Genomic DNA, 15,114 nt, shown 5'->3' on the forward strand with positions numbered 1-15,114 from the left:
GAGTATAACGAAAAAACATAAAAAAGAGTTTGACAGATAGTCAATAATGATCCATTATTATTCTGCAATCATTCGAGGAATATACAATTTCTCAAAATCCTTTTTATCAATTCCTGTTATTGTCACCGGTAAATATCCAACAGAAATAGTTACTTTCCCGTCCACAACTTTAGACTGTTGCATTTTTCCAAAAATATCTGTGACAATTATCTTTTTAGTATGTTGTAAATGCAAGGTTTCTTCGCGATGTCCCTTTTCTATCCACAAACACATCTGAGTTTTCCCTTTATTATCATACGCAAATCCATACGTCGAACCTGTATATTTGCCAATAGGAGTTGCATATCTATAATTGTGTATCATATTAGAATATGCTACGGCAGACGGTTTCACACTAAGGGATTCATTAAATCTAAGAATACCGAAAAAGGCTTCCGGATTATGAGCTCCGAACGGTTCATCAGCTATTTCATACCAGAACACTTTTTTAGCCCCATAGTATAGATGTGATAAATAAGTTCTAACCAGATAAGCAGCCTGTTCATATTCCGTAACAGGTACATAATGGTTAGGTTTTCCATCACTTGTATAAGTAGTCCAGCCTACTTCCGTAACCCACATTTCTGTCGAAACTTTCAACTCCTTCAGTCTATTCTTATTTTCATTATAAAAACCGGAGGCGAATTTCTCCGTTTCAGGATAGATTTTATCATTTACATAGGGATGAATTGCAACAACATCAATATAAGGAGCCGCCCCTCTTTCATTTACAAAATATTCAATCCATTCCTCTTCTCCCTGCCACATCAATTGAATGGACGGATCTACCGCACGAATTGAATCTCCCATCTGCTTAATAAGATCCGTAAATGGTTTGCCCCAACCTTGAGGTCGCCATTGTTGTCCTTCAGGATGGGGCCAACGTTTCGACCATCCGCCAAAATTATTGGGTTCATTTTGCGACTCGAATACAGAGAAATGTCCTTTAGTCAGTTCTACATATTTTTTCAGAATAGATATATCATTGTCCCAAGTCCAACTGCCTTTCTTATTTTGTACACCATTAAATGAATCTATATATCCAAACAAATTGAGCCAACAGATATGATGGCTATCCAAATAATCCAAGTCAGGATCAGTCTTTAATCCGTCTTCAACAACTTTCTTCCAATTACTTTCATCACGTACCCAGGCTATGCCTAACTTCTGTTGCACTGCTGCAATCTTCCATTTCTTATAATCGTATCTGGTAAAATGCCCGCAAATACCAAAAGGAGAATCCCAATCTTTCTTTGTAAGAGTTACATTCGGTATTACTCCAAATCCCCCTTCGATAGTGTCAGTTCTTACCCCGGATACGGCAATCACCTTTAGAGTATAATATCCCAAATCCTTTTGTTTAAGCGAATAGTAAATAGGAGAATGATCATTCTTCTCTATCGGAAACGATTTCCGGCTCAACACTTTTCCATCTGTATCTAATAATTCTACTATCACTTCCTGATAAGAATCCGGAACTTGTATAAAAGCTGTTCCCTTCTCTTTAACGTGGTAAAGTGCTCCCGGCTGATCGAATGTTATTTTTATTGGAACTTGATCTTTCTCCTGCATTTGGACAGGTATCATAGCACTACATAGCATCAATGTAACTAACATAAATAGTATCACTTCTATTCTAAACTTTGTGTGTTTCATATTAAATTTTACTTGGTTACATATAAAAAAAATCAAAGTTACAAAATACCTCGCAAATTACCATAGTCTGACATCACATTTGTAATGTTCAACATCTTTTTGAATAAGTACCAATACTTAATTACCCTATATACCTGTATCTTTATAGACACATCGTATCACGTCTTGTTCCAACTTACCATCATCCGTATCTATAAGTTCGTGTAAATGCTATAATCAAGTACAGCAAACCGGTAATCAAATGGATTTTTTCATGGGTAATTTATTATCAAAACGTGAATTCGATAGATTAAAATCTTTATCGAATTCACATTAAATATCCAAAGCCTTACCTGTTAACTATTTTAAATTTCATCAAATATTTATCAAGCTTAAATCCATTTACAATATTACTGAATAGATTTTACTGTTTCCCACTTCAATCTAGGAGTATCGCCGGTCAAATCCCAAATTTCAGTACTCTAATCTAATTCCGACTTACTAGCAGTTTCCTTTAACTTTGTTTCACCTGTTGTAAACACTACCGGATTTTCATCAATGGACCATTGTTCTTCAGAAAAGTACTTATAAGAATGATCAGCGGGAAGTTCGGCTTTCATTTCCTTTTCTGTTAATTTGGAAAACATAGCAATTGTTTCTTCAGCATCCACACTCCGCTTGACATCAATTTGAAACGAAGGAGTCGTACGTATATCAATAACATCTTGTAGTCCGGACTCAACTAATGAAACAACAATATTTTCGGGTTGTCCCGGTCCATCCGGTTTCTCTGTCGAATCTTTATTACCCGAAATCTAATATTCAATCATACACGCAAATCCCTCAACGAAGAGACATTTAAACAAACGCTTCAGCAAGCAGAGGAATCTTCGTATGATATAGAGAAGCAAGTAGAAGCAGCAGATTTAAATATTTATATCGGGAAATTAATTAAATTACTGCCTCCACGACAGCAGGAAACATTCCTGATGAGCAGAGAAAAAGGCATGAGTAATAAAGAAATAGCTGAAAAATTATCAATTTCGGAGAAAGGTGTAGAAAGAAACATTTATCTGGCATTGAAGTTTCTAAAAAAGAACCTTCCTCTATTCATTATATTTATGGGTATACAGCTTCAACAAAACCCAACACAAGAATGGTTGATGAATAAAATAGAAGAGAATAAATCTATTCTGCCAATAACAATTGGCAAATATTATATTGGATATAGTGATTCATCTGAAAATTAGTTCTATCTTCATACCCTAAAATTAGAATTATGATAAAAAATATAGTTTTTGATTTCGGTGGCGTTATTGCCGATATCAGTCGTGACAAAGCAGTTCGGGCATTCTTCAAAATAGGACTAAAGGATGCAGAAACACGTTTGGATAAATATCACCAAACAGGTATTTTTCAGGAATTAGAAGAAGGCAAATTAAGCGCTGATGAATTTCGGGAAGAACTAAGTAAATTATGTCACAGAGAACTTACTATAGAAGAAGTCCAACAAGCATGGTTGGGATTCTTTACGGGAATAGATATACGCAAATTAGATTATATATTAGAGCTTAAAAAATCATATCGTATATATATTTTAAGCAATACAAACCCTTATGTGATGTCATGGGCATGTAGTTCTCAATTCTCATCACAAGGAAAATCTCTGGTTGATTATTGTGAGAAACTTTATCTATCTTATCAGATAGGTTACACAAAACCTGAACCAAAGATTTTCGATTATATGCTAAAAGATAGTAAGATAATTCCTTCAGAAACAATGTTTGTCGATGACGGAAGTTCAAATATAGAAATTGGGAAAAAACTAGGATTCTACACATTCCAACCTCAAAATGGTGCTGATTGGAGAGAAGAATTAACACAGTTATTAAAATCACCATCATAAGTAAAGATAGGTGAATTAACAATAAGTTCCATACTAATTTCTAGAAAATAGGGAACAAGACAAACAATCAAATGAGAAATACAACTAGAAAAATATAAAATTCAGCAAAATAGTTCATAAGGTAAATACTCAATAATATATATTTAACCGAGAACTTTACCACCTTGAAAATTATATTACTCTTGTTGGAATAAAATAAGTTATGGCATTTGTTAATTTAAAGTATAAATACATATTCATCGTTGTCTGTTTGTTAGCCACCTTTTTATGTGGCTATAACTTCAAACGGTGGTATATCACAAATAATAGAACACAAAAATATATCTCCCTCATATATTCTTTCTCTGAAAACGGCATTGGCAACGGAAATTTTGAAGAACTTTTAAAGCAGGAGTTCAGAAAACAGGGAATAGAACCTGTTTTCAATAAGTTCTATCTTGATTGCAATAATTCCTGCGAAAAAGTTGGAATAGAAAATATGAATAATTATCTGGAGACTATCAAAAATAAGCCGATCGATCTTATTCTGACAGTCGGAGATCAATCCATCAATTCTTTATTATCAACCAAACACCGTCTCCTTTCCTCTATTCCCGTAGTAGCTTGTAATGTCCATTTTCCTAACGAGAAACTTATTAAAGAATATGAGACTAGGAAAATATATATTTTACGTGACACGCCGGACTTTAAACGTAACATTGAATTTATAAAGTCATTACAACCTCATAAAAGAATTAATGTTATTTATAATGTTGATTTAACTCCACTCGGACGTCAATCCTTTGACTTATTAACCCATATCGTTGATAGAAAAGATGTGCGGTTTCTAAGCCCCCAATCAGCATTTACCAATGAACTTGAATATGAAGAGATAAGACAAATGATTGAATATTATTGTCTCATGCCGGCAGTAGCCAACAATAATAAAAAGGAAGATTTAATGATTAGCCTTTATCCTTTCCAATACATTAAAAACAGTTCTTTACTTTCTATGTTGAATAGATCAAAATGTGATCAGGAGAAAAGAGTATTTCTGCTCGATAAATTCGATTTAGCAGCACTTCCAGTAGTCAAAACTCTAAATATTCCTTCTTTCAGTTGTTTACACAGAGGATTCGGAGAAGGGGCCAACGTTGTGGGAGGCTATATGGCCACCGAAGAGATTTCTGCGCGGGCTGCTGTCGATCTGGCTATCCAATTATTTAATAAAGAAAAGATTGGCATGGTTAAAATAAGAGATTTGGAGAAAGAATATGTGTTGGACTGGACTTGTTTCTCAACTTATAGCGATTATAATATTAAAGATATACCCTCAAATGTACGCATTATCAACTATTCTTTTCATGATCGTTACCGTAAGGAGATCTATTTCTTTATCGGATTATTTATTCTTGCATTCATCCTTATATCCACTATATTGCTACGTATTTACCGGCGTTCTCTGATCGAACGTAAAAATCTGAATATTCTTCAGGAAGCTCATAAACGATTGACTCTTTCTACAGATGGAGGTCAGATTTCCCTTTGGAACATGCATAGGGGCGAAATAGAATTTGACGATCATTTTGTTCGTCTGACAGGACTGGAACAACGTCGGTTTACACAAACTGATCTTTTAAAGTATGTACATCCTGATGATTTGCAACTATTAGATTCATATAACGAAATACTATACAAGTCGCCAAGCATACAAATATTGCGTATACGATTCTGTTTCAACGATAAGAATGACTATCAATGGTACGAACTCCGATGCCGCAGCCTGACCGATGCACAAGGTGAAATGATGCTGGCGGGTATTGTGCAGAATATTCAAGAACTGGTAGAACGCGAACATCAACTTATTTTAGCCAAAGAGATGGCTGAAAAGGCTGAATTGAAACAATCTTTCCTCAATAACATGAGTCACGAAATTCGTACTCCACTCAATGCCATTGTAGGATTCACTAACTTACTGGTAGAAAGTGCTGACGAAATCGATCAGGATGAAAAGAAAAGTATGCTTGAGATCATCAATCATAATAATGAACTGCTTTTAAAGCTTATAAATGATGTGCTGGAAATATCCCATTTGGATTCCGGTAACATGAATTTTGATATAAAAGTATGGGATGTAACAACCATTATCAAAGAGATTTATTGTAAATATCAGTCATTAATCCAACCTTCCTTGCAGTTTCAACTTGAATTGGATGAGACAATGATTCTGCCTGTAAATATAGACCGTTCACGCTTCATACAAGTTATTTCTAACTTATTGAACAATGCCAACAAGTTTACCCGGAGTGGAAATATCACATTAGGATGCAAAATCGACCAGACCCACAATGAAGTTCGTATATATGTGAAAGACAGTGGTAAAGGAATTGATGATAAGGAACTTATGATGATCTTTAACCGTTTTTACAAGAGCGATGAGTTTGGACAAGGAAGTGGTCTCGGACTTCCCATTTGTAAGGTTATTATTGAAAAACTATCGGGACGTATAGAAGTACATTCAGAAGTAGGAAAAGGTAGTTGTTTTACTGTAATCTTGTCTATAGCAAACAAAGGAGATGACGAAAAATAGTAGATAGTACATCTATTTATGAAGCGCGCCACGAAAGTCATTTTTGGGGTATATTCCTTATTGGAACCGGAGAATCATTCTTAATCAATTCGTGATTATATTTAAAAATGGGATCCAAGTAAAAAATATCAATCCTAAAGTTTTCTATTTACACAAAATTGTGGAGAGTGCCATAAGCCATTAAGCGTGGATTTTACGGAATTCTCTACTGAATTCGTAAAATCCACACTTCACAAATAGGATGATTATTAAAATAAGATTCTTCTATTTCTTTAATCCGTCTACCTCCTTTAAAAGCTCATCAACAGCAGCTTTCAATTGTGCATCTTCACCTTTAACTACCTTTTCGGGGCTATTGGCTACTTTAATATCCGGTTCCAATTGACTATTTTCCAAATAACTGCCATCAGGTAAACGATAACCTATAATAGGAATACCAAAAACTAATGAAGGATCTTGTAAAGTTTCCCAAGACACGCTAGTCATCGTACCCGGAACAGGCATTCCGACAAGTTTGCCTATATTACGATGGCTATATACCCAAGGAGTACCATGTGCATTCGAATAGTTAGCTTCGCACTGCAACATTATGGAAGGCTTATTCCAACGACGGCTGGGCATATCACAGGCTTCACGCCCACGTACCACTTGAGTGAAATACTTCTGTCCACTGAATAGGATTTCAATATCTTCGTGCAAACGACCACCTCCATTAAACCGTGTATCAATTACAATCCCCTCACAATTATTATATTTACCCAAGATATCCGAGTAAACAGTACGAAAACTATCATCTCCCATAGACTGAATATGAACATATCCTAACCGTCCATTCGACCATTTCTCAACATCTGCCGTACGTTGTTTCACCCACCGATCATATAATAATCCATTCAACTGTCCGCTAGTGATTGGCATTACCACTTCATCCCAACGCTCTTTACTCTGTGGGTCATAGATAGAAACCAGCGTTTTCTTTCTTGCTTGATTATTCAACAAGTTCGTTATATTATTATCAGAAGTTATCTCTTCTCCATTAATCTTTTCAATAATACATCCCGCTTTGACCTTAGTACGAGAATGATCGAACGGACCTTTCTCAACGATTTCTGCTATCTGCATACCCTTTCCCTGGTAATTCCAGTCAAACAATAAACCCAAATTGGAAGTCACATCTCCATTACCTCTCGGATAATAGCGTCCTCCGGTATGTGATACATTTAATTCACCTAACCACTCGCTTAACAATTCGGCAAAGTCATAATTATTATCGATATGAGGCAAAAATTTGCGATAAGCAGCAGTCATAGTATCCCAGTCTACCCCATGCATATTGAGATTGTAAAAACGTTTTTGCTGTTGCTTATACACATGGTTGAACATAGCTTCCCGTTCGGCTGCCAAGTCCATCCTCATCTCAGCCTGATAATTAATAGATTTCAAAGCATCCGATTTTGCATCCATCTTTTGCATATTTCTACTGCCCAATAAGAATATACTCCCATCTTTATCAAGCATTAACGATGCCCATCCTGAGTTCAATTTATGCAGACGTTTCGTATTCTTCTCACGAAGATTCATTTTCCAAAGATCATATCCTCCTTCAAAAGCTGAGAAATAATAAAGATTCTCTCCATCTTTCGACAAGATAGCACTACCTAAATTAGATGAATTAGGAGTGAGACGTACAATTCGGTCTTCAATCCCTTTAAGTTCCACGACAATATCTTTCTTATCCTCTTTTTTATCTTCCGTTTTATCCTTGTCTTTATCTTCCGTCTCTTTTTTATCCTTATCTCTTTCTTTCTCTTTTGCTTTTTTCTGTTCCTTCTCAAAGTCTTTGAGCAGTTCGAAATCCTCTTTACTCAAGCGGTAACGATCATAAGCATCCTGATTTAAAAATACAAGCATAACGTCTTGTTGTGATCCCCACGAAGCATGAGCACGCATACCATAACGCTCTGTTTGGAAAAGAATCGCATTTCCATCGAGCACCCAACGCGGAGAACCACTGATATACCCGCTATTTGTCAGATTGGTGATTTCTCCTCCTTCAGCACTGACAATACCTATATCCGAATAAGGATCATGACGATTTCCTATAAACTCAAGGGTAAACCATTTACCGTCGGGCGACCATTCATAATCAAAACCACCTCCTGTATTAAACCAGGTAGAGCCATCCGTTACCTGACGTACCTTTTTCGTCTCCAGATTATATACCATCAACCGAACACGGTCTTCAATAAAAGCCAGTTCCTTGCCATCCGGAGAATATTGCGGATAAGTACGTTCCACTGTTTTTGAAGGAAGTAGCACTTCCTCTTCGATAAGAGTCGCATTTGGAAAGTTCGCTTCTTCTTTACGAGCTATTTTAGCGGTATAAAGTTGCCAGTTGCCATTCCGTTCACTAGCATAAACCAATGTACGGTTGTCCGGAGCAAAAGAAACAGCAGACTCGCCAGCCGGAGTATTTGTTATTTGTTTTGTTGTACCATATTCCGTCGCAGTCACAAAAACATCACCACGCACGATAAAAGCGACTTGCTTTCCGTCAGGCGATACGCTGGCAGAAGTTGCTCCTTGAGAGAATCTCAATGTAGTCAGTTGGGGCTCATCGTCACGAACTAATTCCACTTTCACTTTCTTAGGATGGGCATTTGCCTCTTGTGTATAAAGTTCACCATCATAAGTATAGCACAATGTACCTTTATCACTCACCGACAGGAATCGTACCGGATGAGTACGGAATTCAGTAATAGCCTTCACCTGCTGAGGAGCATTCAGCGGGAAAGAATAGACATTAAATGATCCTCCATTACGTTCACTCAAAAAATAAACAAAATTTCCATCGGGAGCAAAAACCGGATCCCGATCTTCTCCTCCCCGATTGGTTAGATTTGTATGCTTTCCGTTCTGGATATCATATAACCAAAGATCTCTTGTAATCGACGATGTATGATGTTTTCTCCATTCATTCTCAAAACCTTTTTGATCCTGATAAAGAAAGTTCTTCCCCGCTTTGTCAAAACAAACACGTTCGGCAGGTGTTGCCAGTACTTGTTCTGTTTGCCCTCCATTCACTGGGACTTTATATAATTCTGTCATTGCTCCGGAAGGAAACAAGGCACTGCTTGCAGGGTCTTGAATAGAAGCTGAAAAGAGTACATACTGCCCGTCAGGAGTAAAAGCCGAAGGTATTTCTGAAGCTGAATGACTCGTAAGTCGTTGAGCAACTCCTCCGTTGGCAGGCATAATAAAAAGGTCAAAATTACCGTTACGGTCACTGGCAAATGCAATTTTCTTTCCGTCGGGCGACCATACCGGATTGGCTTCATAGGATGCTTGCGTTGTCAGTTGAGTAGCAATACCTCCTTGGGCTGGGACTTTATAAACATCCCCTTTATAACAAAAAACAATTTCTGTTCCATCGGGTGAGATACGTGCATCACGCATCCATAAAGGGGTAACGGCATAACCGGATAATGCCATCAGTGCAAGTGATAAACATGCAATAAATTTCTTCATATCAATCAATTATATATTATTTTTCAAGTCAGTTTGGATAATTCTTCCTGTATAGTTATAGAATATTCTCTCACCAAAATCCCGATAAAAGAACGCATATTTATCTACCCCTGTACAGTGGCAAACACCTATCTGGAGAGGTAAAGAGTTCCTTAAATAACTCGCAATCACCTGATATTTCTGTTCTTCCGCATTATGAATATGGAATCCACCTAATACCAGATTACAAGGGAGTCCGGGAAACGCATTCTGTATAGTTCGCAATATATTGGTAATGCCGCGGTGAGAACATGCACTTAGCACGTATAGTCCTTTAGAATCAACCAAAGCTACCGCCAATTCATCCTGAAAGGTATCTGGTATTTTACTGCCATCTTCCTGCTGTACCCAAAAACGTTCAAAATGAGTGTCGCCTTGATCTACAATCTCCAAAGACGGGAAAAGAAAAACTCCGGGAACAAGCTCTGTCTGCTCATCAATGAAACGAAAGCGGGAAAGATCAAATACCTGTGTATGTTTGATTCCATTCTCACGCTCATCCTTAAATTTCGGAGAAAAAACTTCTCGTTTACAAACGACTGTTGCCCGGCTATTCAATTCCAAAAAATAACGTAACCCACCTGTATGATCAATATGACCATGAGAAAGAATTAAATAATCTACAGTCTGCAGATCAATATGCAACAAACGTGCATTATGTATGAACAGATCAGATGCACCTGTATCAAAGAGTAATCGATAACCGGATGTCTCAATATAAAGAGATAACCCATGTTCGGCTTGCAATTTACGTCCATAGACACAATTCTCTACAAGAGTGGTTATTTTATATCCCATGATTTTGATTTTAGAATTATACCCAACAAAGAGTTCTGCTACAAAATTAGGATAATTCTATGGCAGATCAAACACTTAGTCAAAAATTAGTTCGAAATGAAGAAGGGAATTCTTAGCTTCCAGCCTTACTAACAAGCTCGAAACAACCAACAAAAAGAAGAAAAATTTTTCCTACCCATTTATAATTTATATCTTTGCCCTAGTACACAATATCACAAAACAATGAGAAAGATCTCGCTATCCGATTCGCATAAAGAAAAGTTATTTAAAATTCCTCTCTTTCAGGAATTACCATTAAATATCAAGCATTCTTTGCTTGATAAGTTGGAGTTTGTGGTTTATGAAGCGGATAAAAAGGAAATTGTTGTTATGCAAGGCACACCTTGTAATAAGCTCTATGTATTGTTAGAGGGGAGATTACGTACTGACATTATCGACGGACTAGGAAATGAAGTGTTGATTGAATACATCATTGCTCCACGCACTTTTGCCACTCCCCATCTATTTAGCTCAAACAATACACTACCTGCCACTTTCACAGCTATTGAAAATAGCGTATTGTTGATGGCTACTAAAGAATCGACTTTCAAGGTCATCAGCCAAGATCCTCAAGTACTGCATAATTTTCTTTGTATTGCTGGCAATTGCAACATTTGTACAGTATCTCGATTAAAACCTCTTTCACGTAAGACTGTGCGGGAAAGATTCATTGTTTACCTGTTTGAGCATAAGAAGAAGGACTCTTTGATAGTGAATATTATGCACACTCAGTCTCAATTAGCTGAATATCTAAATGTGACACGTCCTGCTTTATCCAAAGAAATCAATAAAATGATCAAGGAACAGCTAATCACAATGGAAGGAAAACGAATAGAGATTCTGAACAAAACGGCATTAGAAAAATACATCTAGATCGTCCTCTGTTTATTGGGATTCACTCATAATTTAAGTAAGTGTTCATCATTAGTTAGTACTATCTGTCTTTCAGACGACCGTAGGGAGGAAGAGTCTCTTTTTTGTGGCTACAGAAGAGGAAATTCTTCGACAGGTTCAGGATGACAGAGACTATATATATAAATTAATTATGAACATCTACTTATTCATTTATCTTAGTTCTATAAGTGCTCTATCCCGTAGAGTAGTATTACAACACTATTTCCTATTTATAAGTAATGTTATGCCACCATATTGGCACACTTATGCCACCATAGTGACACAGCAGTGCCACCATACTGGCACAACTATGCCATCATAGTGGCACTGATTGAAATTATATAAGATATGCTTTTACCATTTAACGAATAAAACTTTCGGATTTATATTCAGCGAAACCCATCCCCAGTCCTGCCAACTTTTATGATCTCCTCCTTTCACAACATCCATTGTTTTTGTGCCACGCATGAAAGAATATCCAGCAGACAATTTCACATCTTTCATAACCGACCAGTTAATCTGATAATCAACCTCTGAACCTAATGACTTACTCAAATCCGGTAATTTAACCGCAGTGGTAAAATAGTGATAATTCAGTTCCATATCTACTTTGGTAGATGTACGGAAACGGATTCCAACACGACTATCCATAAGCCCCGGTGCAAATCCGTCTTTAAACAAAGAAGCATAGAAGTAGTCCATTCCTCCGTAAAACTTATGATGCGTCCCGTAAAGAGGATCAAAGGCTTTATATTTATCGCCATCACCTTTATCACCACTTAAATAATCAAAGCTGACTACTGCTCCCCACGTCTGATTAAAAGTATAAGCAGCCTGTACACTTCCCATCAAAGCTGAAACTTTCTCCGTATTCTTATTCTTGCCCATCTGATAATAGAAAGCACCATCTAAGTTCCAACTATTATTCTTATAAGTGAGATAAGTTCCCATTGTTTGCAGGTAACGGGTATGAGAGTCCTGCGTAGCTGCGTCTCCCGTTTCCAATCCTAGATTCATAAACAGTAGCGAAGCGCCAAACGGAATCTCATTTGCTTTATAATGATACCAAACCGTTTGCATATTCTTGTAAGGTTGTCCAGTAGCGTCATTATAATAAGTACCACCTATCTTTTTTTCATCATTCTGATTGAAAGCGAGGATAAGATGCAGTTCATTATTTTTATTAGCATATCCTAACTTCAACGCATCATGATATCGACCGGCCACATTCCAATCCAATCCTCCTAAGATACGCTCGTCATCATAAACTAATGTTTGGCGACCTAGTTGGGCAAAGAATCCCTGTCCGAAATTCAGTTTCGCCCAAGCCTCATTCAAGATAAAACGTCCGTTCTTGTCAATCTGCGGATCTTGTCCCCAGACACCGACATGCTGAGCAGACATTTTGATTTCCAGATCCGAGCGCTTGTAATCCATAGACAAGCGGGCACGATTATTGATAAAGGATGCAGCCTCTTGTCCTTCATTTCGAGGAAACAAAGCTCCATTCCTATACTCGGCACGAGGTCTGATTTGCATAGACATCGTAAATTCATTCTCTTTCTCGGTGTTTTGTGTATATGCCATGCTTGGCAATAGCATAAGAATAAATGACCAATAAAGTGCTTTCATCTATTATTTCAATTTAAGTTATAAGTATGTACACTGACTCCCTGTGCAGATGGTAGATAATTAATGCCATACCAGCACATTTGTAACAATACGAATGAGACTAAAAGAATAATTAATGCCGGGCGAACCTGCAACGGTTTCCCCAATCGGAAATGAATATATATCAGATAAGCAAACCAAGTAGCTGCCGCCCACGTCTCCTTCGGGTCCCATGCCCAGTAATGTCCCCAGGCTTCTTTTGCCCAGACTGCTCCTGTAAGCATACCCAAAGTCATAAAGGCCAGACCGACATAAGTGAGGTTATCACACAAATCCATTTCGTTCCGTTCGATGGTTTTCTTTTTGAACCAAAGTAAATAGACTGCCATCACTGTTGCTGCCCCTAACATGGCATAAGCAAACATATACACAATCACATGAGGAGGAAACCATGGACTTTGAAGAGCAGGCATCAAAGTCTTATTATGAATCTCCGGCTTGAAGATATTAATACAGATAAATACCAATGAAAGGATAAAACTGAAACTGAGAATCCATTTATACTTCCAACGGCTATAGGTTATCAATCCGGCAAGTGGCAGGAAAAAAGAGTACCACAGTCGAGTCTCTCCCATTGTACGCATCGGTGGACGTTCCAGAGACAACCAAAAGCCAACAATAAAACTGAAAAAGATAGCTAGCCCTAATATAGTAAATCCATACGCCCATCCCGTTTTCTTTCCACGCCAAGCAATAAATGCTCCTAGTCCCCAGCAGATAAGTGCTGCTATTGCAAATAAAATGAAATGTTCCCAACTCATACTGTTTCCTCCTCTTTCTTCTTCTGAGCATTCACAAACAAACAGATAGCTCCAACCATCATCATTACAATTCCTGTATAAACTACAGGTAGCCAAGGATCCCGGACTAACTCAAAGACACTAATATCGCTCCACCGCCCTTTCGATTCATCGTAACTTAATTGATAAATCTTCCATCCTCCCAACTCTAACGGACGGTTTACTTCTATGGTCGCTTCCGTAATCGTTCCTGCCTGCGTATAGACTTTTACATCCGACGCAAAACGCTGAGGTTCACGTTCCGGCATTACAAGACTGGTCAATGAATCAAGACGTAATGCTTTATATGGAAAAAGGAAACTGCCACAACTAACCCAGCCTTCTCTAGTTAGCTGTTTCTTCTGATTCACAGCTTTCAAATAAACAGCATACGTTGCTCCCATGGAGTGAAAATCCGTAAATTTCAATGTATCTTCAGTAGTTACAGAGGCAGCCATCGGAATAGATTGTAAGATAGTTAGTTGCCAATCTTGCAATGCTCCATCAGTCACGTTTTCTTCAAGCAAAAGATGAACAGGGGATTTTTCGGGAAGCGCATTTCCCGTTTCATTGTCAATCAGCATCAGTTTGGGAGGATACTCATCAATCGTAAAATCCTTCAATTCGATAGCCAACGGCAGTTCAATCAATTGTCCCTGTTCGTCAGAAGCACGCCATTCTGTATTTCCCATCTGTGTCGTCATCTTTAGTCGTTGCAGATCTGCATTTCCCAAAGTAGCAGTGATCAAAGCTATGAATAATCCTATATGATTAAGCAAGAAAGATAATTTACTTACTTTCAAAGGAAAGCCGGCACGAAGGATTGTTAATCCCAAAACCGTAACCATCCAGAAATAGAGTAGCACAAAAGGCCAGGACGAAATCATTCGGGAAAAGCCCAAGATATCGCCAGGAGAATTACCGGAAGAAGCTTGCCGGATAAGCCCCATCATTACTGTTAGCAATGCCACCCATGCTAAGGATGAAACTGCCGCAGAATAATGACTCAGCCATCCAAACAAGTAAACGCGTTTACGAAGAAGGTGTATACTGACTAGTCCGATAATATAAATTATCAATACAATCACATTGACCGGATAGGCGAATAAGTTCCAATTGATCGCTCCTACAGTTACTTGCAACAGAAAGCCTGTCACCAGCAAGCCCATACCAATCAACAGACCTTCTTTATAACTCCAAGGTTTACTCCACATATA

The 15,114-nt window shown here is 37.7% G+C and carries 11 protein-coding genes; 4 read left to right on the top strand and 7 right to left on the bottom strand.

The features are described 5' to 3' along the window. Nucleotides 1–57: 57 nt before the first annotated feature. Together EJF25_RS16420 and EJF25_RS16425 are read right to left on the bottom strand one after the other, a co-directional pair. On the bottom strand, nucleotides 58–1,695 hold the full coding sequence (locus EJF25_RS16420) for a glycosyl hydrolase (RefSeq protein ID WP_235016839.1): 1,638 nt from the start codon (nucleotides 1,693–1,695) through the stop codon (nucleotides 58–60). A gap of 461 nt (nucleotides 1,696–2,156) precedes the next feature. Then, entirely contained in the window at nucleotides 2,157–2,345 is a 189-nt protein-coding gene (locus EJF25_RS16425) for a hypothetical protein (RefSeq protein WP_125041984.1), read from the bottom strand. Nucleotides 2,346–2,441: 96 nt separating this feature from the next. Between EJF25_RS16425 and EJF25_RS16430 the strand changes: the two genes are divergently transcribed. From EJF25_RS16430 to EJF25_RS16440, 3 genes are all read left to right on the top strand, one after another. Then, nucleotides 2,442–2,924 (top strand): sigma-70 family RNA polymerase sigma factor, encoded by a 483-nt coding sequence (locus EJF25_RS16430; protein WP_235016840.1) that lies wholly within the window; start codon nucleotides 2,442–2,444, stop codon nucleotides 2,922–2,924. Between the two features lie 29 nt (nucleotides 2,925–2,953). Then, nucleotides 2,954–3,580 (top strand): HAD family hydrolase, encoded by a 627-nt coding sequence (locus tag EJF25_RS16435; RefSeq protein ID WP_125041986.1) that lies wholly within the window; start codon nucleotides 2,954–2,956, stop codon nucleotides 3,578–3,580. Nucleotides 3,581–3,782: 202 nt separating this feature from the next. Continuing rightward, nucleotides 3,783–6,149, top strand: a complete 2,367-nt coding sequence (locus EJF25_RS16440) for a sensor histidine kinase (protein WP_125041987.1) — start codon at nucleotides 3,783–3,785, stop codon at nucleotides 6,147–6,149. 264 nt (nucleotides 6,150–6,413) lie between these two features. Here the strand turns inward: EJF25_RS16440 and EJF25_RS16445 are convergent, their stop codons facing one another. Next, nucleotides 6,414–9,677 (bottom strand): S41 family peptidase, encoded by a 3,264-nt coding sequence (locus tag EJF25_RS16445; RefSeq protein ID WP_125041988.1) that lies wholly within the window; start codon nucleotides 9,675–9,677, stop codon nucleotides 6,414–6,416. A 9-nt stretch (nucleotides 9,678–9,686) separates the two neighbouring features. After that, on the bottom strand, nucleotides 9,687–10,514 hold the full coding sequence (locus tag EJF25_RS16450; protein ID WP_125041989.1) for an MBL fold metallo-hydrolase: 828 nt from the start codon (nucleotides 10,512–10,514) through the stop codon (nucleotides 9,687–9,689). Nucleotides 10,515–10,736: 222 nt separating this feature from the next. On the opposite strand from EJF25_RS16450, the gene EJF25_RS16455 reads away from it, so the two are divergent. Next, on the top strand, nucleotides 10,737–11,426 hold the full coding sequence (locus EJF25_RS16455) for a Crp/Fnr family transcriptional regulator (RefSeq protein WP_125041990.1): 690 nt from the start codon (nucleotides 10,737–10,739) through the stop codon (nucleotides 11,424–11,426). 375 nt (nucleotides 11,427–11,801) lie between these two features. Here the strand turns inward: EJF25_RS16455 and EJF25_RS16460 are convergent, their stop codons facing one another. The 3 genes from EJF25_RS16460 to EJF25_RS16470 are packed head-to-tail and all read right to left on the bottom strand — an operon-like array spanning nucleotide 11,802 to nucleotide 15,111. Further along, a complete protein-coding gene (locus EJF25_RS16460; protein WP_125041991.1) occupies nucleotides 11,802–13,079 on the bottom strand; it encodes an alginate export family protein in 1,278 nt (425 codons plus the stop codon). An 8-nt stretch (nucleotides 13,080–13,087) separates the two neighbouring features. Further along, nucleotides 13,088–13,879 (bottom strand): cytochrome c biogenesis protein, encoded by a 792-nt coding sequence (locus EJF25_RS16465; RefSeq protein ID WP_125041992.1) that lies wholly within the window; start codon nucleotides 13,877–13,879, stop codon nucleotides 13,088–13,090. Further along, complete coding sequence (locus EJF25_RS16470) at nucleotides 13,876–15,111, bottom strand: cytochrome c biogenesis ResB family protein (protein ID WP_125041993.1); 1,236 nt, start codon at nucleotides 15,109–15,111, stop codon at nucleotides 13,876–13,878. The genes EJF25_RS16465 and EJF25_RS16470 overlap by 4 nt, the downstream gene beginning before the upstream one ends. Nucleotides 15,112–15,114: the final 3 nt, after the last annotated feature.

This window comes from Bacteroides faecalis (assembly GCF_003865075.1).
In the GTDB taxonomy this organism is placed as follows: Bacteria; Bacteroidota; Bacteroidia; order Bacteroidales; family Bacteroidaceae; genus Bacteroides; species Bacteroides faecalis.

Coding starts and splice junctions, on each gene's coding strand:
- EJF25_RS16420 (WP_235016839.1), bottom strand. CDS start 1,695: ATGAAACACACAAAGTTTAGAATAGAAGTGATACTATTTATGTTAGTT.
- EJF25_RS16435 (WP_125041986.1), top strand. CDS start 2,954: ATGATAAAAAATATAGTTTTTGATTTCGGTGGCGTTATTGCCGATATC.
- EJF25_RS16440 (WP_125041987.1), top strand. CDS start 3,783: ATGGCATTTGTTAATTTAAAGTATAAATACATATTCATCGTTGTCTGT.
- EJF25_RS16445 (WP_125041988.1), bottom strand. CDS start 9,677: ATGAAGAAATTTATTGCATGTTTATCACTTGCACTGATGGCATTATCC.
- EJF25_RS16450 (WP_125041989.1), bottom strand. CDS start 10,514: ATGGGATATAAAATAACCACTCTTGTAGAGAATTGTGTCTATGGACGT.
- EJF25_RS16455 (WP_125041990.1), top strand. CDS start 10,737: ATGAGAAAGATCTCGCTATCCGATTCGCATAAAGAAAAGTTATTTAAA.
- EJF25_RS16460 (WP_125041991.1), bottom strand. CDS start 13,079: ATGAAAGCACTTTATTGGTCATTTATTCTTATGCTATTGCCAAGCATG.
- EJF25_RS16465 (WP_125041992.1), bottom strand. CDS start 13,879: ATGAGTTGGGAACATTTCATTTTATTTGCAATAGCAGCACTTATCTGC.
- EJF25_RS16470 (WP_125041993.1), bottom strand. CDS start 15,111: ATGTGGAGTAAACCTTGGAGTTATAAAGAAGGTCTGTTGATTGGTATG.